Here is a 19,876-nt window from a genome sequence, read left to right on the forward strand (position 1 = left end):
AGTGCGTTTTTAGTATGTATAAACTTTATATTATAAGTTTTTAAGGTCTTTTATAACTTTAAAGGCAACATCTACTTCTTCTTCGCTTACCAGTATGGTAAACTCATAGGATGTGGATATTACCTCGCTGATGATGATGCCTTCCCATGCCAGCCTTTGAAATATGTAATAATATACTCCGGGAGTAGATATATTGTCTTTAGGCAGTTTTACGGTAATAGACGCCAGATTATCCGTGCGTTCTACCATTTTTTCATCAGCAAATAACTTATCTACAATATCATTAACAGAGGAGCTTACTACAATACTGGTTTCATTTACACCGCGTGATGAGGTATAAAACACTTCCGGATTGGAGGTAATTTGATTTATCAGTTCAACATGCTTATTCAGCATAGTGTCGGATACTGCAAAAGTGTAATCCGTTAGCGAAGAGCGTACCGTAATTTCGCCGATAGATTTTAATACTTTAACTATTTTATGATTAAGACGGAAGTCAAGATCTTCTGATAACCTTTTAAGCGACATAACTACCGCACCTTGTTTTACATCTTTACCCAGCTCCAGTTCCAGCTCGGGCATCATGTTTCGCGCAAGCGATGTAAGGTTAATAATGCCCTGCGACAACGCACTTAGCAAAAAGGGCTTGGTTTTTATGTAGTGTTCTACCACAGAAGATATTGTTTTCATAGACTAAAGGTTGTTGTTGTAGTTGTTGTTCGGCAAAACAAATATACAAACTAAAACATTCTGTTAAATATTTAACAAACTAAAAATGATAAAAATAATTTTGTTTTTAATTTAATGTTGTAATCGAAATATTAAGAATGCTTACTTTTTAAACTCAAATATGGAGCTTTTTTTGTTATTAATAGTGTTTTGGGTGTTAAACAATAATTTTAATATAGCCCTTAAAAACAATATTAATGTTGAAGTTCACTATTTAGTCATATAGTGCATAGTAAACTTTTTTCTTTTACTAAAAATGAAAAAAAGCATTTTCAAGATGTTCCGTTTCAAACGTATCTTTATTTTTATGTATGGCAATAATATCAAAACGCACCTCGACATCAAGGTCGTTTTGGGTTACATATTCATTCACCGCCTTTACCAGCAGTTGTATCTTTTTGGGCTTTACAAAATCTTGCGGTAATCCAAAATCGAGCGTTGATCGTGTTTTTACTTCTATAACCGCAAGGATGTCGTTTTTACGTGCAAGAATATCAATTTCTGCTTTTTGGAAAACCCAGTTGGTTTCCAATATATCATAGCCGTTTTTTTGCAGATATTCGGCTGCCATTTCCTCGCCCAGTTTTCCCAGCTCATTATGTTCAGCCATTAGTCAAAGGTTACTTTTGTGCCGTTGGCATTTACCTCCAGCGTAATTTCCTGCCCCAGCACTAAGGCGCGGTTATCTTTTAGATGTCCGGCAGGAAAATTAAAGCAAATGGGTATATTGTAGTCTTTAGTAATATCCTGAATAATTTCCAGTGCATCATGCCCCCAGGGGATGTCGTTATCGTTCATACTGGTCATACCGCCTATTATAATCCCTTTTACGTTTTCAAAATAACCATTGCGTTTCAGGTTCATCATCATACGGTCTATATGGTACAGGTATTCGTCAAGGTCTTCTATAAAAAGTATTTTGCCTTTATAATCTACTTCCGAGCGCGACCCAATAATACTATACAGTACAGAAAGATTACCGCCAATGAGCTCGCCATGTGTTTTACCCATTTTGTTAAAAGGATGTGACTCTATGCTGTAGCTTATTTTTTCGCCAAACAGCGCTTTGCGGAAACTCTCAATAGCTTCGGGTGTCGCATGCGACACACTTACGCACATAATAGCGTGCAGCGTGGCAATATTCATGTTATTAATATGGCTGTGCAGCACGGTAGCATCGCTAAAGCCTATAAACCACTTCGGGTTTTTCTTAAAGTTTGTAAAATCTATCCTGTCTATCATCCGTACCGTACCGTAGCCGCCTTTGGCGCACCATATTGCTTTTACACTTGGGTCGTCTATCATGTTCTGTAAGTCAGTAGCACGCTGCCAGTCCGCTCCCGCCAGTTGGTTGTTGTTATCCAGCCCTATAGTTTTACCTGTAACTACATGAAGACCCCAGCTTTCCAACAGTTTTATGGCGGGTTGCAGGGGCGCAAGGTCTATTTTTCGGGCAGTGGCAAGTATTGCCACAGTATCTCCTTTTTGCAGGTAGGGTGGTGTTCTCATGGTGTTTTGTGCGTGTAGCAGGTTTGAAAAAAATATAATAAACAGTAATATCAATAATCGTTCAGTCCGTAGCATTCGTTCCTGTTTTGGTATAACAAACTTAACGAAAAAGTATAAATATTGTTTACGGTTATCCTTAATGATACTTTGTTTTATTGGTTTTGGTACTGGGTGCATATAAAAAGGCTGCTCGATAAAGCAACCTTTTTATGATGATACTTGATTAAATAGCATTTAATCAAACCTCATATAGTGTTCATCAAACTGTTTATTAAATTCAGTTTCGCTGACTTCTTTAAAAGCGATTGGTTTTTTGACTTTTTGAGTTTCGACAGTACCTATTTTAATATCAGATACAGTTAATAGATATTGGTTACTTTTTTGTACTTCCAGAATAAGCCCCGGTAACCCTGATATGCCATTAGGTCCAAAATTATAGGGCAATTCAGGGCAATACCATGCAACAATGGGCGGTCCTGTTTGTTTACCATCTACGATATGAGGTGTTGTTGCTTTAAAACACTTATAACCCTTTATAACTTTTGATGTTTTTGTGATATCCCAGTTTGTTATAATGTCGGTTTTAACAAGATAGTCTTCGGGGAGCATTTTCTTTATTAATTTATAAAGATTCATTTTCTCCTGATAGTATGAGCCATAATAGCCTATAAATGATTTTATAGCGTCATAACTTCTTGTGTCCAGTTTGGCTGTTTCATCCATTATGAAGATGGATTTATCCTTATTAAACAGTAACTCAAATTTTAAATCCTTTATATTTTCGGTAGCAGCCTGATAATATTTTTTGGTTATTTCATTAGTAGCAAGCCCTGAGTTTTTATCAAGAGTTGCTGAATATGTAATTGTACCGGTCTGCCCATAAAAAAGGTTACCGAATAATATTAAAAATGCTATAATATAGATGGATCTCATATACTTCAATTTAATTAAGAAAGGGGGGTGTAACCCTAACCCCTCTCTTTTTTTTATTTTTTAAATCGTTTATTTTGATCCTCCATTAAATATTTCAACACAGGCATCATAAACAAATCTAGCGAAAAATCCAGAATCGTGAACACTATATCCGTTATTTCTCAATACTAAGTAAACATATGTGGCAATTTTTTTGCAATCAGCTTTATGGGTTTCATAATCTGGCGAATCAATAGGGAAACTTGGTGAGTACTCCTCTAATAAAGCTGTTTCAATCCTAGCTTCCTCTTCAGGAGGGAAACTGGATTGAGCGGATGATAAGGTAACGAAACCTAAAAACAATACGAAAGAACAAATAAAATTTTTCATAATTTAGAATTATTTAACTGGATTAATAATAATTGTAAATATATATAAAATATCGAATCAAAGCATTTTTTTAATGTTAAACAGATGTTTTTTCGTTACTAGTCACTAAATTTTCATCTTTCTACATTGCTTATTGTTTAAAAAACATTACATATACACTTGTACACAAACTTTCTAACTTTCAACTTTACGGCTTTCTAACTATGTTGTACATTTGTGTTTAAATTTCAAATTTTCCCGATGATACAAAATCCAAAACGATATACCGTTACGGCAGCATTGCCTTATACTAACGGTCCCATACATATAGGTCACCTTGCAGGGGTATATGTCCCTGCCGATATATATTCCCGTTTCCTGAGATTGCAGCAAAAAGATGTGGCATTCATTTGCGGAAGCGACGAACATGGTGTGGCAATATCTATGAAAGCCAAGAAAGAAGGCATTACCCCACAGGAGGTAATTGACAAATATAATAGTATCATCAAACAGTCGTTTGAAGATTTCGGAATATCATTCGATAACTATTCCCGTACCTCCTCAAAAATACACCACGATACCGCATCGGAGTTTTTTAAAAAACTATATGATGATGGTAAATTTATAGAAGAAGTTACCGAGCAACTGTATGATGAACAAGCAGGGCAATTTCTTGCCGATAGGTTTGTGGTAGGCACCTGCCCCAAGTGCGGTAATGAAGAGGCGTATGGCGACCAGTGCGAAAAGTGCGGTTCATCACTTAATGCGACTGATTTGATTAATCCGAAATCGACTATTACCGGAACTACGCCAATAACAAAAAGCACAAAGCACTGGTTTTTACCGCTTGACCAATATGATGCTTTTTTACGCGAGTGGGTGCTGGAAGGTCATAAAAATGATTGGAAACCCAATGTATTCGGTCAGGTAAAATCGTGGCTGGATGACGGGCTGAAACCCCGTGCCGTAACCCGCGACCTTGATTGGGGTATTCCTGTACCGGTAGAGGGAGCAGAGGGTAAAGTGCTTTATGTATGGTTTGATGCGCCTATTGGTTATATATCTTCCACTAAAGAGTGGGCAGCGCGCGAAGGGAAAGACTGGGAGCCGTACTGGAAGAGTGATGATACCAAGCTGGTACACTTTATAGGTAAAGACAATATAGTGTTCCACTGCATTATATTTCCTGCGATGCTAAAGGCAGAGGGCAGTTATATATTGCCGGATAATGTACCTGCCAATGAATTTTTGAATTTGGAAGGAAACAAACTATCTACGTCTAAAAACTGGGCGGTGTGGCTGCATGAATATTTAGAAGATTTCCCGGGTAAGCAAGATGTATTGCGTTATGCCTTGACCTCTAATGCCCCTGAAACAAAAGATAACGATTTTACCTGGAAAGATTTTCAGGCTCGTAATAATAACGAGCTGGTGGCAATATTTGGTAATTTCATTAATAGGGTAGTGGTGCTCACCAATAAGTATTATAACGGAGTAGTACCACAACCCAACGAGTACAGCGAGGTAGATGAGGCTACACTTGCCGAAATGCATGCTTATCCTGCGGTTATAGCCAGCAGTATAGAACGCTACCGCTTTAGGGAAGCCCTTACTGAGCTAATGAACCTTGCCCGTTTAGGGAATAAATATCTGGCGGACGAAGAGCCCTGGAAAGTAATTAAAGAAAACCCTGAAAGGGTACAAACGCAAATGTATGTGGCATTGCAAATTGCCGCGGCATTAGCAGTATTGAGTGAGCCATTCCTACCATTTACAGCGGGGAAGCTGAAACGCATCCTTAATCTGGACAGCGAGTTGTCTTGGAATGATGTTACGGTTAAATCAAACCTTATTGCTGCAAATCATCAAATAGGGGAAGCCGAACTGTTGTTTGCTAAAATAGAGGACGAAGAAATACAAAAACAAGTGGATAAACTGGAAGCTACAAAAACAGCCAATGCTGCCGAGAATAAAAAGGCAGAACCGCAAAAAGAGCTTATCACTTTTGAGGATTTTGCTAAAATGGACATTCGTACCGGAACAATTCTGGAGGCAGAGAAAATGCCGAAAGCAAACAAACTGTTAGTGCTTAAAGTAGATACGGGTATTGATGTGCGCACCATTGTGAGCGGTATAGCCGAAAGCTTTAAACCCGAAGATATAGTTGGTAAGCGCGTTACCGTGTTAGTAAACCTTGCTCCGCGAGCACTGCGCGGTGTAGAAAGCCAGGGGATGATATTGATGACACAAAATACAGAAGGAAAGCTGGTTTTTGTAAATCCGGATACCGATGGTGTAGGGAACGGCGAAATGATTAGCTAATACTAATACCTTGTTGATAAGGAGCAACGTTGTAGTTGAATTATTAGATTTGAAAATAAATTATAAAAACAGTCAAACTAAGACTTTCTTAGAATGGCTGTTTTTGCTTTGATATAATAGCCATGAAAAAGAAACTTAATTTAGAAGATTGGTCACGACGTGAGCATTTTGAATTTTTCAAAAAATTTGAAGAGCCCTTTTTTGGGCTTGTTGCCAATGTAGATGTTACCAAAGCCTATGCTGTTGCAAAAAGCAGTAATGCCTCGTTCTTTTTGTATTATCTGCATAAAGTTGCTGCTGCTGTTAACGGGGTTGAAGCATTTCGTTACCGAATTGCAGGCGATGAGGTGTTTGTATATGACAGCGTTGATGTTTCGGCAACATTAACGCGAGAGGATAACACCTTTGGTTTTTCGTTCATGGAATTTCACGAGGACTTCAATGTATTTGAGCTAAGCGCCCAAAAAGAAATTGAACGGGTGCGTAACACTCCGGGGTTGTTTACCAGAGCGTTTGAAATGGATAATATTATCCATTTTTCCGCAATACCCTGGGTTAACTTCACTTCGCTGTCACATGCGCGCAGTTTTGTTTTCCCTGACAGTTGCCCGAAGATATCAGTTGGAAAAATAGTTGAAGAGAATGGGCATAAACTAATGCCGGTATCTGTGCATGTGCATCATGGTTTGATGGATGGCTACCATGTAGGGTTATTTTTTGATTTACTGCAACAGGAACTGAATAGTAATGTGTAAATACAGACTCCTTAAAAGTAAGATTCCCGGCGTGAGCCGGGAACCTATCTAACTAAAAAATTACTAAACAATTACGATAGACTAATCCACCATAACTTTCTTCGAAATTATTAAAAGCTTACCGTTGGCTTTATAATAATTACGTATTGTGCTGTATATATGAATCAGAACCTGAGAGTTCGATTTTATTAATTCGATAACTAACCTTGATTTTTCTAAAGAACAGTTTTATAATACTATAAATTAGTATATAACAAATATAGTTAACATTTTGTAATTTACGAAAGATATAAAAGTAAGAACCCCGGCTTGCGCCGGGGATCCATCCAACTAAAAAATTACTAAACAATTACGATAGACTAATCCACCATAATTTTCTTCGAAATTATTTGGCGGTTCTGTAAAGTAACACGCGCTATAATTACCTGTTGTGCTATATTTAAATAAGTACTCGAGAATTCGTTGTTATTAATGTTGTCACTTTCATATAAAACCCTACCTGTAAGGTCATATAAGGTAACTGATTGTATTTGTTGTGAAGTATATACTTTCACTTTATTATCTTCGCAGAATACAACCTCTTTATTAGATATACTTACAAAATCTGTGCCAAGCGCTTCAATTGTATATATAATTTCAAATCGATCATTAAACGTACCTTCTTCCGTGACAAAGATATAACTATTTTCGGATATGTTGCATGTAATATTCAAAAAATTATCTATTAAATATATTTTTTGTCCCTGAGCAAATATCCCATCCCTACGGTCTATCTCAAATTTCATTTCACCTGCTGTAGCCGCGGAATATCCAAGAATCACACTATCAGTATTTTCAAAAGATGGTCGCCCTTGAATTGCCAGTTTTATATCATCATTTACAAGTGAATATAATTTTAAAGGGCCATCGGCTATGCTGCGGCCATCAATAGTGTTATCATAACCGGTAGTTGCCTGTGGGGTATATCCTATCATTATTTGCGAAAAACTATTGTTTCCTGTATCGCTAAGGTTAAGCCATAATCTGGATACATCACTATCCTGATTTTCCATGCGGAAAAACTGGTTACTACTGTCTCCTAAACGCATATCGTTTGTAAAAGTGATATTGCCTTCGGCTATGGTGTTTACAAAAAATCCTTGTCCAGTATTTAACTTGTCAATAGGGTCATACGAATATTCATTAGTACCGCCCGGAGCTTTATTGGCTGTAAAACCAAGTGTGGTAAGTGTGCAGTATGTTGTTTCGTCAGGATTATTTGTTTTCCTCCAAAACCATAATGTTCCTTCTATTACACTACTGTTTGTATTTATAAATTCTGTAGCACTTATTGGTGAAGGGTAGGGGTTTCCTATAGCACTGTATGATGATTCGGTTCCTGTATATTCTAACAGTTTGGTTATTGTTCCGTTATGAGGTGTTCCTGCAAACATACCTGTAAATACAGCGGGAGTTGTAGGGTGGTTATTTGGTGCCCGAATAAGGTAACCTTCCGCCAATTCAAAATCTTCTTCGGGAGAAATATGATAATAAAGGTTTTCAGGGGTATTGAAAGCATAAAACCTGTTTTCCAGCGTCATAGGTGAAAATTCAAGTAACTGCTGCCCTTCAACAGGAGATGACCACAGGGTATAATCGAGTCTCATAATCTTAGAACTGTTTCTTACAACATTTATGCTGCCTTCGTTATCAATATCATCTGTTTGCAATAACGATGCTTTATTCTCAAGCGTCATTGAGGCGGTTGGTGCTACTGTCAACTTTCCTTTTACTGTAATGTTTACTTCTTCGGCAACAGTCATTACAGCATTATTTACTACCCGGCAGGAGCACATTTCTATATCTTCATCAATAGTAAGATCATTTTCTATAATAACAGGAGTGTCAATAGTGGGTGTATCGCTCCAAACGCCATTATACACTACCGGAGTTGGTACAGTAACTTGAAAAGTCGCTTCGGCTGTATAGGTGTTACATACTGTATTTACAATACGCACCCAATAAGTTGTTGTTTCGGCAGGAGCTATCGTGATGCTGCTTCCTGTTTCACCTTCTATAATATTATTTCCTGCGGTATCGCCGGTACCCCACTGGTAAGCACCGTTTATACCTAATTCCCCACCGTTGGCAGTAATAGTCATAGTGCCTCCGGTACAAAATACTGAATTTCCTGAAACAGAAGAAGGAGCTGTTGCTGCTTCTGTTGGGGTTAATGTCAATTCGGCATTGGCATCGCCCCCGCTCTCTTCGGTTCTTAATTCCATAGTACTGTTTTCATCAAGGTCATACGTGCCTATTACCTGACTGCCTACGCCGCCGCTCCAACCCACGGCGCTCCATACAACTTCACCATTTATATATAACCTGCTGGAGTCGTCCCAGTTTGTCATAGTAACAATATATCTTCCACAAGGAAAGCCTTGTCTTTTATGTACAAATGTAAAGTCGTTTACAGGTACAATGCAACCTTCCCAACCGGAATAGCTTGAAGGAGACTCTGCCTTAGGCCAAATGTTTTGTGTATTAAAACCAAGTGTTGATTGTGTATAGAAACCTAAATAGGTGCTACCTGTTAAATCTAAATCAGTGCCATTGTAGCTGTAAACATTCCAAACATTATCTCCAAAAATGTCAGGGTCACCCCCCGGAGGATTTGTAATGGTTACAAGTACAGATACTCCGTCTGTGTATCCTGAACAAGGGGATCCGTTTACGCGGCGAACCCAATAATAAGTATCTGAAGCAGGATATACTGTTATAGATGCAGAGGTTTGTCCGGCTATAATATTTTCGCCTATTGTGCCTGTTCCCCATTCATAAGTTGACCCTGTGCCTGCTGTACCGCCGCTTGCAGTAAGTGTTGTGCTGCTGTTACATGGTATTTCGGTTGTGCCGCTTATAGCTGTTGGTGCGGTAGCGTTACAAGAAGCTGATTCATAGGTAAAAGATACCCGTGAATCTCCGCCATGTTCAAAGTATTCATAAACTAAATCAACAGGTCCACTTAAAAAATAGGTGGCTGTTTTTGTTTGGTAACCATGGTCAGCCCAATCGCTAAGATTATCAGCAAAGGTGTTTCCGCCATCAAAACTTAGTCTGTAGCCGTCATCTCCACCTACGGTAAAGGTATAAAAACCTTCCGCAAATGTTTTCTGCATTTTATAAATTACCATGAAGTTCGTGTCAAAGCTTCCGCACATTGTGGGGCTGCTAAGTGCTCCGGCGCCAAGGTTTTGATCGAATATTTCCGGTTGGGTTACATATCCGTTATAGGTAGTGGGCATTGCAGGCGGATTTCCACTGTCTAATCCGGAATATACGTAGCCTATCCATTGTCCTGCACCGTAAGTAGATTGGTCGCCAAATGTGCATTGTGCTCTGCTTGAAGCAGAATAAAATATAGCAGCCAGCAAGATGCTGTAAGTAAACTTTGAGAGTATAAAATTTTTCATTTTGGGGATGAGTATTAAGGGGTTTTATAGAACTCTTTTATTATTTTATGTACTTTGAGCGGGGTATTTTATATAAAGGAATTTGAAAAGTGTAAGAAAATAATCTATAATAAAATGTCGTACTTCTTTATAATGGAAAATCCCCCACTAGCGAACTAGTGGGGAACCTTACATCCAACTAAAAAATTACTAAAACATATAATGACCTGAATCATTATAATAATCGTACGAGTCCTTAATCATTAATAAGCGACTGTTGAAGTTATTTTTTTTAATCTCCGGCTTTAAAAAGCCGGAGATTTCTATTTTATTATTTTAGGTAGATAAACCTTAGTTTATCATTACTTTTTTAGAAACAACCTGATTGTTTTCAAGCGTTATCATTACAATAGCTACTTGCTGCTGTATGTTTAGTGTTGCAGTAAACTTGCTGTTATCTACTTTTTGGTTTTGGTATAATACTTTTCCAAGTAAATCGTAAACCACTACAGATTCTATATTTTGAGGTGCATTTATAGAAAGCTCGTTATTGTTTTGGTAAACCACTACTTCACTATCATTGAACTGTGGATTATTTGTATCCAGTGTTCCTTCTATAGAGTAGATAATTTGAAACCTGTTATCAAATGTCCCTATTTCAGAGTTAAAAGTATAGTCGCCTTCCGCAAGGTTATAGGTTGTGTTAGTTAACTTATCTACAAGGTATAAAGCTTGTCCATCTGCAAAAAGTCCGTCCATATGGTCTATAGTAAAACTAAAAGTACCTGCTATTTCTGTTTCAAATCCTATTTTTACAGTATCAGTTACTGCAAAGGTACCTCTTGATTGTATAGACAGTTTTAAACTTTCTTCTTCAGTAGCGCCATCTAATATTGTATATAGGCTAACATCTCCATCAAGGAAAGCTCTGCCGTCATATCCGTTATCATATCCTTCTGTAGCTAATGCTGAGTGAGCAATAAGTGTTTGAGAGAATACCGTTTCATCTTCAGTAACTACGTTTAGCCAGTAACGGTTAGTTTGGTTATCAATATCTTGCTGTGCTTCACTTGCGTTGTTTTCGCTACGGAAGAAGTTGTTGTAATTTACTGTTTCACGCATGTTGTTTCTAAACACTATCTCGTTGTCATTTAAAGCTCTTACAAAGAAACCTTGCCCTGTGTTTAATACTCCATCTTCTATAATATTAAATGGATTTTCTATCAGTTGGTTTCCTCCGTCTCCGTTTTCACCGCCACCGCCCGGGGCATTATTGGCAACCCAGCCTATTTTGTTTATTGTGCAGTAAGTGGTTTTTGTAGGGTCGTTAGTTTTTCTCCATACCCATAGTGTTCCTTCTATATTGTCAATGTTAGCATCAATAAATTTTTTAACATTTATTGGCGATGAGTAAGGATTACCTACCATCTTGTAGCTTTCATCACCGTTAGTATATTCCATTGCAACTCTTACAGTACCGTTGTTAGGAGTTCCAACAAACTCTCCGTGATATACGCTTGGCACACTAGATGAATGGTTATTAGCTACGCGTATAAGATATCCGTGTGCTTTCTCAAAAAGTGTACTCGCAGGGTCTGCTATCGAAAAGAACAAATTCTCTGCAGTATTAAAGTCATAGAAACGATTAGTTAATGTTTGTGGCGAAAAGTCAAGCAACGTTTGTGTCCCTGTTACCGGAGATGACCATATTGTATAGTCAAGACGTTTTATCATGGAGCTGTTTCGTTTAATGGTAACAGTACCTTCGTTAGCTGTGTCCTCAATTTGTATAAGGTTACAACTGTTTTCAAAGGTTAATGCAGAACCGTCTTCAACATTTACGCTGTGTGTTACTATTGCATTAGACTCGTTCTCGAAAAGTACGTTAGCACCGTCAATAACAAATACCGAACAAGCATATAGTGTACCGCCATTTTGAGTAAAATCTCCTGCGAAAATAACATCCGTATTTGCAGTAGGCTCACCACCTATCCATGCTGCACCATCCCATGTTACACTGTTGTCGCAATAAACGCCATCTCCTGAGCCCGGCGCCGGCATTTGTATCGGGCCAAATTCATCAGCACCCATATCAGGAGCATCTGTGTTTCTTATTTGGCCATCTATATCTTTAGTAATGGTAGCTATAGGTGTACCCAAGTTATTAATAGCATCGTTGTCGTTACCGGCTAAGTGTAAATCGTTGGCTGAAACAAATACTGGCAACTCACTTATTGAGTTGGTATCTTTTCCTGTGAATGACTGCCATCCTGAAAGCGTTGTTTGGTAATCAGGGTTAGCTGGCCAGTCAGCAGAACCTGCACTTGAAATAAACCCTATTTTATCATTTGAATAATAGTTGTTATAATCCAAGTGGCTGAAAAGGCTGTTTATACTGCTTAGCGATTTGTTTACAAGTATTGCTGTTCTTCTTGTTCCTGTAGTTTGATTATTAATGAATATATTATTTCTTACATCTAAAGAACCATTTACACTTGAGTGTACATATAAAGCTGATGAGTATCCATTGCTTGGTTGATTTGTGTTAAGCACAACAGTATTGTGATATATTTTGTAACCACCACCTGAATTTATATTTATACCATGTCCGTTTTCATCAGCAGTACTGTTACCCTGAGCTATAACGTTAAGGATAAAGTTATTTGCTACAAGTATGTTTGAACTGTTGTTTGTAGAAGCTAATGTTATACCTGCAAATGTGTGTGAATCTGTTGTGGTTCTGGTAAGGTCGCGCATGTTGTTTCTAAGGATAGAACCATCAGTCGTGTTGTTGGCAACGTGGATACCTGCCGATCTTAGATCGCCCGAATTCGTGTCACGATATAAGTTATATACATAATTATCATTATATTCAAAACCGTTGACGTTAGATAGGTACGCAGGCTGAATGATAGTTTCCGTATTGTTTTCAGAACCCAAATCATTTTGGTGTATCACCACATTAGTTGTGCGTGTAGTTGCATTACCTTCAATATAAACACCCTGCTTTACGTTCATAAAGTCGTTACCTATTACTTTTAGGTTAGCGTTGTCTGCCGTAGCAGCACTAAAGGCATTATTGTTACCTGATTGATTACTTCCTGAATATACACCTACACAAAAATTGCCACCATCGTTTTTATATTCCTGTCTTAATTTACAGTATTTTATAGTATTGTTAGTCGCTCCGTTTGAACCGTTTGAAGCAATCCATATTACTGAACGGTGTGTGTAGTCTATATCGCTATTATTTTTAATGATAAGGTTTCTGGTACTGTCATTAACGTCGTTACTTCCGTCAAAAACAATGTAGTCTGCACCATTAAGTTTAAATACAGCAGGAACTCCTGTGTAGTGGTTAACGTTAGTAGCTTCTATCCTTACATTTACACTCTTGTTTGGTTTAAAAGTAACTGTGTTAACGGCAGAACTACCTGTAAAGTTGTTAATAGTTATAGGGAATATTTCACCGGAAGCGTTATTGTATAATACGTTTTTCAGAATAAAAGTTACCGGACCTGAAACACCATTGCTGTTAAGGTGGTTTACTGCCGCTGTAATCGTTGTAAAGTGTCCGTTTGTACCTACATAATAAGTGCCATTTAGGCTGCCGGTAGGTGTTGTTCCTTCCACTATTATGTTTACTGTGGCAGTATCATTAGGATCAACCCCGTTACCAATAGTATAGGTAAAAGAATCAGTGCCAGAATATCCTGAAGAAGGAGTGTAAGTAATTGTATTATTGCCATTCACAACAGCCGTACCGTGCGATGCAGGAGTACCTAAAGTCATATAGTTAATGGCTGAACTTCCTGCAATATCATTAGCCAATACGCTAAAATTACCACTGTTATTAATGTTTATTGTATAAGCATCATCAACAGCATTAAGCACGGTGCTGTACGGGCTAACTGTACCGGTTAATGTAGGGCCTTGAGTAGAACCATTGTAAGTTGTATTTCTGATGTAGAAATCTTTGTAGTATTTGTTTGGTTGCCCATAAGTATATATTCTTATATACAATGTTGTGTTCTCTAACACAGAGTAGCCCGTGGGAAAACTAAGACTTATTTGGTTGTTGCTACTTCCTCGATTTAATGTCTGCGTAGATTGTAATAATGTTCCATTAGAGGTAAACGAAGGTGAAGTTGAATACCTTACCTGTAAATTTTTAGGTCCTTCATTACCATTAGGAGAATTGTATGTTAAACTAAACCCAGAAGGATTTAAAGCATAACCAGATCCAACAGTTACAGTGAATTCCGTGTATTCATTGTAGTCCAGATTGTTGTTGTTGTTAGGAGAGCTTTGAAATCTAAATCCTGACCAATTGTCATTTTGTAAAGAAATGGTACCGTTTGTAGTCAGTGTGGTAGCTGTGATGCCTGTTGCATCTGGTGCTGGAGTTGACGTGTTGTTCCAACGCACGAGGTTTGTTTGCGTAAAGCCAATAAAAGGCAATAGCATGAGTAAAAGTAGTGACTTTTTCATTCTAGTAATTAATTTTAATTTAGGTAGTTATGGGGGGCATAACTATTTTTGGTTGCGGGTGCAAAATTATATTATATTTTTAAATAAAAAAATTTTTTAAAGATTATTTTTCTGTCTTTGTATTATTCGTATAATAACTTAAAAAAGTTGATACACGACTATTTATAGTGATAAAATTTAATTGTTACTTGTTTTATTTTTTCCTTCCGGATTTTTGGCAATAGTGTAATGTAATAATGAAAATTACAGATACCTAAAATCTTCTTAATCCTGATTTATTTGTTACCAAATATTTCTATATCCTGCTGCAAATATATATCGTGGATATGTGATGTTTTTACTTTTTCTATATTATTAAAAAATAGCTGTATAGATTTTTTTTATTTCTCCTAAGCTATCTTGATTTATAGGGTCGATAACTATTTTAATATTTTACAAAATAAAGTAGATATTATCTGTAAATCATTAACATGCTTATAGACAAACCATAGACAAAACCGGGTTTTTTCGCCCTTTTTTTGATTTATGACTTTGAAATTTAGGTTGTTCAAGAATTTTAATTCTATATGTAGTATAAATGTGTGTTTGTTATTGAACGGATATTGTTAACCATTCAACGATAATTAGTGTGGTTTGTTACTATAAAAAAAAGTAGTAACACATACTCTTAATTTAGGCTTAGAAAGTGCATTGTGAATTTAAAAAATTATATTTCCAGTAATAATTTTTCAAATTCAGTATCGTCATTAATCTCCATTTTTTTCTTAATCCGATACTTTTTGGTAATCGCACTTTCGTGTGATATTTGTAATAAAGAGGCAATTTCTTTATTGGTAAGATTCAGTTTTAAGAGCGAACAAAATTCAATGTCGTTTTTAGTAAGTTTTGAGAATTTATTACTCAATGTTCTCTCAAAATCAGGGTGCAGGCTGTTAAAACGGGTTTCAAACTGTTTCCAATAATCTTTTTGTTTAAGCAGTTGTTGCAGCTCTTTTTTAAGTCCTGCCATATTCATTTCTTCAGTATTGCACTTGCTAAGTATAATGTTTATACTATCCTGATAGTTAGCCATTTGCAGTGTTGTGGCAGTTAACTCTCTTTGTTTCTCTTCTATTATCTCTTTTTGGGCATTCGTAAGCTCTTGCTCATACTTATGCTGTTGTTTTATTAGTTTATTTTCGGCTTCAATACTTTTTAGTTGTTCTTTCTGTAATTTTGTTTTTAGCCAGTAGCTTCTCAAAAAGGCCAGTATCATTATAATGATAATAATACTCCCAAAAATATAGAGTAACATAAGGGTTTGTTCAGCTTCAACCTTTTCCTGGAGTGCTTTATTACTTGCTTCCAGCGCAAGGTTTTTCTCCCGTTGCAGTTCAGTTTGAAATTTAGCTTGTATTTCTTTAACCGCTTCCTCTGTATCAGAAGAGGCTATAGAATCCTTTATGGCAATCGTGTTTTTATATTCAATAAGTGCTTTTTGTGCATTTCCGGTATAACTGTATGTATCTGCAATAGCCTCTACATATACCATTCTATCCTGAATATTCGAATATATGACTTCTCTATACGGCTCTGCACGCGCAATGACGTCAAGCGCTTCTTTGTATTTTTTTTCGGCATTCAGTACATTAACATATTCGCCCGCTATTCTTAATATACGTGTCGATTTGTTTTCTGTAAGGTTATCAAATGCCTTTTTATAGGCTATTAAAGCCTTTGCATTGTGTCCCTCTTTATATTCTATATTACCTATTTTGCTGTAAGCAATACCAATGAGTTCTTTATCGCCAAATTTTTCAAGCCCTCCCGCTGCATCCTGCAATGCTTTTTTAGCTTCGTCATAACGCTCCAGTCTTATATAGGCTTCGGCAAGGTTAACGAGCGTCAGGTAATAATTTTTTTCTGCTCCTATTTCTTTAAAACCAATCAGCGTTTCTTTATACAAATCGACAGCAAACTCAAAATTTTCCATTGCCAAATAAGTATTGGCAAGTTTTTGTTTAATGGCTACTACATTGCCGGTACTCTTCTCCTCCGTTAATATTTTCAGGGATTTTAGCAGATAATCAACCGATTTATCATACTCCAGCATATAGTTATAATTCGATGCCATTTCGCCATATACCTTTCCCGTAGCTATATTGTCTTTTAGTTTTTTACTTATAATAAGTGCCTCATCAAGATATTTTAATGATTTTTTATATTCACCCTTATTTCGATATCCTATACACAGGTTCATCAGGCTTCTAAGACGGTTTGTGGGGTATTTATCAAGGTATGTTAATGATTTTTTGAAATAGTATATACAAGAGTCGGTATTACCTGTCATACCATAATACATACCGTAAAGGTTGTAGGTATTACCCCAAATGGTGTCATGAGGCGGTTTTTGTGCAAGGGTTTTCTTTATTATTGTAAGGGCGCTGTCGGGCGACTTGTAAATAATTGTACGGGCATTACTTTCTGCCCCTTTAAAATCATAAGGTTGTTTTTGAGAATAGCCTAAAGTGCTTGTAAAAAGCAATAAGGATAGCAGTATTTTAACCATGGTAAAATGATACTTTTCGTAAATGATTTTTAGTAACCGGGAGTATAGTGCAATTTAAGAAAAAATTAGTGAAGTTTTAACATTTTAATAATAAGTTGAATTACTCCCGCACAGCTCAGCTATTTTTTCGTATACTAATTGATTTTCATAGCCTTTGCGCATTAAAAAGTCAGAAACTTTTTTCTTTTTTTTAAGCATATTACTCTCCGTTACAAAATCCCATTGCTTTAAGGCAAGCTCGTTAAATGCAGTAATGTATTCTTGCTCATCAATTTCTTTAAGAGCAGCATCAATAGTATAACGTGATATCTGTCTGGCTTTAAGCTCTCTTATTATTCGTATCCTGCCCCAGTGCTTTATGCGAAACTTACCTCGTGCAAAACTGCGTGCAAAACGTTCTTCGTTAAGAAAATTATGTTCCAGCAAGTGCCCCACAATACTGTCTATAGCTTGAGGTATCATGTTGAGGCTCTTTAGTTTTTGAATCACTTCTTCATGGCAACGCTCCTGGTAAGCGCAGTACTGTTCCAGTTTTTTTTGTGCTTCGGCTACAGTGTATGATTTATACAACATTTATTTCTTTCAGGTTACAATACTGCCAATACTTTTTATGCATCCTGCCTAAACAGGTAAGTTTAGTATTTTATTCTTTTCTATATTGTGGCTTTTTTCTTTTTATAATCTGTACAAGCCCGTACTTACAAGGAGGCATAAATTTATCAAACTAACTCATTATAAAAAACATTATAAAAGTCTTTTATAATAGCATAGTATTATGAGGCATAAAAAAGCAGCTTATACAAGCTGCTTTTTTTACAATTATCATCAAAATTTTATGGTACAATGATAAACTCTGTCCTGCGGTTTATAGCATGTTGCTCCTCAGTACAGTTTTCGCCGCAATTAATTTTTAGTTCACTCTCTCCATAACCTTTGCCGGAAATACGGCTTTTATCTATACCCTTAGACATTACATACTGTACCGTAGCCTTTGCCCTTTGGTCAGATAAGTTCATGTTATACTCTTCGCTCCCCCTGTTATCCGTATGGGCTTTTATCATAATAACCATTTTAGGGTCTGCTTTCATAGCCTCGACAAGTTTGTCCAGCTCAAAAGCAGCCTCAGGAGTCATGTTACTTTTATTATATTCAAAATAAATATCATTAAGTACCACTTTGCCATCTATAATAAGACTCCTGATAGGTTTCAGGTTGGCAACAACATCCACTTTGTTTTCACGTGTTTTTTCAATGCGGAACATGCTGGTTTCATAACCAATAGCTGATGCTTTTAATGAGTATATCCTATCGCAATCTACACTGTAAACCAACTGACCGTTCTCGTCAGCAGTACGTGTTTCTATAACATTTTGCTTGTCGTCCAGTATGGCTACTTTAGCCGATGGTATAGGGCTGCCTGTATTAATATCTTTTACCGTTACAACAGCCTCTACACCGCATAGCGGTATGGCAAGATACATATTGTCTTTCTCTTTACGGTTACTGGAAAAGAACCCGATATTTTTAGAATTATTAAAGCTGAACGAAAAGTCATCCTGTGGCGAGTTTATAGGCGCGCCTATATTCATAACCTCGCTGTCATGAGCCAGGTCTATCATAAAAATATCAAGACCGCCAAAGCCTTTATGACCGTTTGACGAAAAATACAGCTTGTCATCATCCGTAATATAAGGGAATGTTTCTTTACCCTCTGTATTTACTTTTGTACCCAGGTTCACCGGTTCGCCAAAGCTGTTATATCCTTTTACCGCTACTTTCCATATATCAGTATCCCCTACAGAGCCTTCTCTGTTCGAGGTAAAATATAACGTTTTACCGTCTTTACTAATAGCAGGATTACCCGTGCTCCAGTTATTACTGTTAAATGATACCGGTTTTACATTGCCCCATTTCCCATCCTGTTTTGTAGCCACAAAAAGATAAATAAGCCCCGTACGTTGTTTCATGGTACTTTCTTTATCAAAATCTCCTTTTACAAAACTCTCACTGGCAAAATACATCGTTTTACCATCGGCAGTAACTGCCACAGGACCGTCATGCCACTTGGTGTTAATATCGGTTAATGGTTCAGGTTCGCTTATTCTGCCTGTTTTTTCATTATAGGTAGCGGTATATATATCCAGATAAGGCTCTTCATTTCTGCCATATTTTCTTCTTGCCGTATTACGGGCACTGGTAAAATATACCGTATTATCGTTAGCAAGTACAGCACCAAAGTCAGAGTTCTTATCATCATTAATATCCAATATCCTTTCATCAAACAGTTTCGTTTGATTCCTCAGTTTAGGAAGATAGTTAGGATCTTGATTAAAAATAATAGCCCTTTGGTCTTTAGGAGCCAATTTGGCAAACTGCTGCATTTGCTTGTTAGCCTCTTCATATTGTCCTTCGGCTTTCAACATTTGTGCATAGCGGTAATAAGTCTCGGCATCCTGTTTAGATTCTGTTGCTTTGGCATACCATTTTGCTGCCTCCTTACTGTTAAATACATTATAATAGCTTTCTGCAAGTTGTTTATAAACATACGGGTCTTTAGTGCCTTTTTTAGTAAGTTTCAGATATTCCTGCGCAGCATCAACATACTCAAAACGCCCGAATAATTTATCTGCTGCTTCGGTTTCTTTACTTTGTGCATGAACAGCAAGTGTGGCTAATAATAAACTTAGTATAAAACACAATTTTTTCATAGTGCTGGTTTCTTTATAAGGTGTTGGTTTAGAAATAACGAGGTGAACGTGAAACTTTCTTCGGGAAGTTTACATCAAACAGGAGTATGACCTCATGCGAAG

The 19,876-nt window shown here is 37.0% G+C and carries 12 protein-coding genes; 2 read left to right on the plus strand and 10 right to left on the minus strand.

What is annotated here, in order from left to right:
* Positions 1–30: 30 nt before the first annotated feature.
* From E0W68_RS13015 to E0W68_RS13035, 5 genes are all read right to left on the minus strand, one after another.
* The gene (locus tag E0W68_RS13015; protein ID WP_135219877.1) at positions 31–690 is read right to left on the minus strand and encodes an aspartate kinase; all 660 of its coding nucleotides are present in this window, start codon (positions 688–690) and stop codon (positions 31–33) included.
* Between the two features lie 289 nt (positions 691–979).
* Positions 980–1,339, minus strand: a complete 360-nt coding sequence (locus E0W68_RS13020; RefSeq protein WP_135219878.1) for a YraN family protein — start codon at positions 1,337–1,339, stop codon at positions 980–982.
* Positions 1,339–2,238, minus strand: coding sequence for a S66 peptidase family protein (locus E0W68_RS13025; RefSeq protein ID WP_135219889.1), 900 nt, complete (start codon positions 2,236–2,238; stop codon positions 1,339–1,341). The genes E0W68_RS13020 and E0W68_RS13025 overlap by 1 nt, the downstream gene beginning before the upstream one ends.
* A gap of 234 nt (positions 2,239–2,472) precedes the next feature.
* Complete coding sequence (locus E0W68_RS13030; RefSeq protein ID WP_135219879.1) at positions 2,473–3,171, minus strand: GLPGLI family protein; 699 nt, start codon at positions 3,169–3,171, stop codon at positions 2,473–2,475.
* A 69-nt stretch (positions 3,172–3,240) separates the two neighbouring features.
* Positions 3,241–3,540, minus strand: a complete 300-nt coding sequence (locus E0W68_RS13035; RefSeq protein WP_135219880.1) for a hypothetical protein — start codon at positions 3,538–3,540, stop codon at positions 3,241–3,243.
* A gap of 240 nt (positions 3,541–3,780) precedes the next feature.
* On the opposite strand from E0W68_RS13035, the gene metG reads away from it, so the two are divergent.
* Both metG and E0W68_RS13045 read left to right on the plus strand, forming a co-directional pair.
* Positions 3,781–5,841: a methionine--tRNA ligase gene (gene metG / locus E0W68_RS13040; RefSeq protein WP_135219881.1), complete on the plus strand. Its 2,061-nt coding sequence runs from the start codon at positions 3,781–3,783 to the stop codon at positions 5,839–5,841.
* A gap of 122 nt (positions 5,842–5,963) precedes the next feature.
* Positions 5,964–6,596, plus strand: a complete 633-nt coding sequence (locus E0W68_RS13045) for a chloramphenicol acetyltransferase (protein ID WP_135219882.1) — start codon at positions 5,964–5,966, stop codon at positions 6,594–6,596.
* A 359-nt stretch (positions 6,597–6,955) separates the two neighbouring features.
* Here E0W68_RS13045 and E0W68_RS13050 read toward each other — a convergent pair whose 3' ends face one another.
* The 5 genes from E0W68_RS13050 to E0W68_RS13070 all read right to left on the minus strand — a co-directional run bounded on the left by E0W68_RS13050 (position 6,956) and on the right by E0W68_RS13070 (position 19,774).
* Entirely contained in the window at positions 6,956–10,048 is a 3,093-nt protein-coding gene (locus tag E0W68_RS13050) for a T9SS sorting signal type C domain-containing protein (RefSeq protein ID WP_135219883.1), read from the minus strand.
* A 330-nt stretch (positions 10,049–10,378) separates the two neighbouring features.
* Positions 10,379–14,518 (minus strand): Ig-like domain-containing protein, encoded by a 4,140-nt coding sequence (locus tag E0W68_RS13055; RefSeq protein WP_135219884.1) that lies wholly within the window; start codon positions 14,516–14,518, stop codon positions 10,379–10,381.
* Between the two features lie 706 nt (positions 14,519–15,224).
* The gene (locus E0W68_RS13060) at positions 15,225–17,066 is read right to left on the minus strand and encodes a tetratricopeptide repeat protein (RefSeq protein WP_135219885.1); all 1,842 of its coding nucleotides are present in this window, start codon (positions 17,064–17,066) and stop codon (positions 15,225–15,227) included.
* An 84-nt stretch (positions 17,067–17,150) separates the two neighbouring features.
* Positions 17,151–17,639, minus strand: a complete 489-nt coding sequence (locus E0W68_RS13065) for a regulatory protein RecX (protein WP_135219886.1) — start codon at positions 17,637–17,639, stop codon at positions 17,151–17,153.
* A gap of 260 nt (positions 17,640–17,899) precedes the next feature.
* Positions 17,900–19,774: an OmpA family protein gene (locus tag E0W68_RS13070; protein WP_135219887.1), complete on the minus strand. Its 1,875-nt coding sequence runs from the start codon at positions 19,772–19,774 to the stop codon at positions 17,900–17,902.
* Between the last annotated feature and the right edge of the window lie 102 nt (positions 19,775–19,876).

Source organism: Flavobacterium salilacus subsp. salilacus (assembly GCF_004634195.1).
Taxonomy (GTDB): domain Bacteria; phylum Bacteroidota; class Bacteroidia; order Flavobacteriales; family Flavobacteriaceae; genus Flavobacterium; species Flavobacterium salilacus.

Bases quoted from the DNA above. Each gene is read 5' to 3' on its own strand.
- E0W68_RS13050 (WP_135219883.1), bottom strand. From the start codon at position 10,048: ATGAAAAATTTTATACTCTCAAAGTTTACTTACAGCATCTTGCTGGCT.
- E0W68_RS13045 (WP_135219882.1), top strand. From the start codon at position 5,964: ATGAAAAAGAAACTTAATTTAGAAGATTGGTCACGACGTGAGCATTTT.
- E0W68_RS13030 (WP_135219879.1), bottom strand. From the start codon at position 3,171: ATGAGATCCATCTATATTATAGCATTTTTAATATTATTCGGTAACCTT.
- E0W68_RS13060 (WP_135219885.1), bottom strand. From the start codon at position 17,066: ATGGTTAAAATACTGCTATCCTTATTGCTTTTTACAAGCACTTTAGGC.
- E0W68_RS13035 (WP_135219880.1), bottom strand. From the start codon at position 3,540: ATGAAAAATTTTATTTGTTCTTTCGTATTGTTTTTAGGTTTCGTTACC.
- E0W68_RS13055 (WP_135219884.1), bottom strand. From the start codon at position 14,518: ATGAAAAAGTCACTACTTTTACTCATGCTATTGCCTTTTATTGGCTTT.
- E0W68_RS13070 (WP_135219887.1), bottom strand. From the start codon at position 19,774: ATGAAAAAATTGTGTTTTATACTAAGTTTATTATTAGCCACACTTGCT.
- E0W68_RS13025 (WP_135219889.1), bottom strand. From the start codon at position 2,238: ATGAGAACACCACCCTACCTGCAAAAAGGAGATACTGTGGCAATACTT.
- E0W68_RS13065 (WP_135219886.1), bottom strand. From the start codon at position 17,639: ATGTTGTATAAATCATACACTGTAGCCGAAGCACAAAAAAAACTGGAA.
- E0W68_RS13015 (WP_135219877.1), bottom strand. From the start codon at position 690: ATGAAAACAATATCTTCTGTGGTAGAACACTACATAAAAACCAAGCCC.
- E0W68_RS13020 (WP_135219878.1), bottom strand. From the start codon at position 1,339: ATGGCTGAACATAATGAGCTGGGAAAACTGGGCGAGGAAATGGCAGCC.
- metG (WP_135219881.1), top strand. From the start codon at position 3,781: ATGATACAAAATCCAAAACGATATACCGTTACGGCAGCATTGCCTTAT.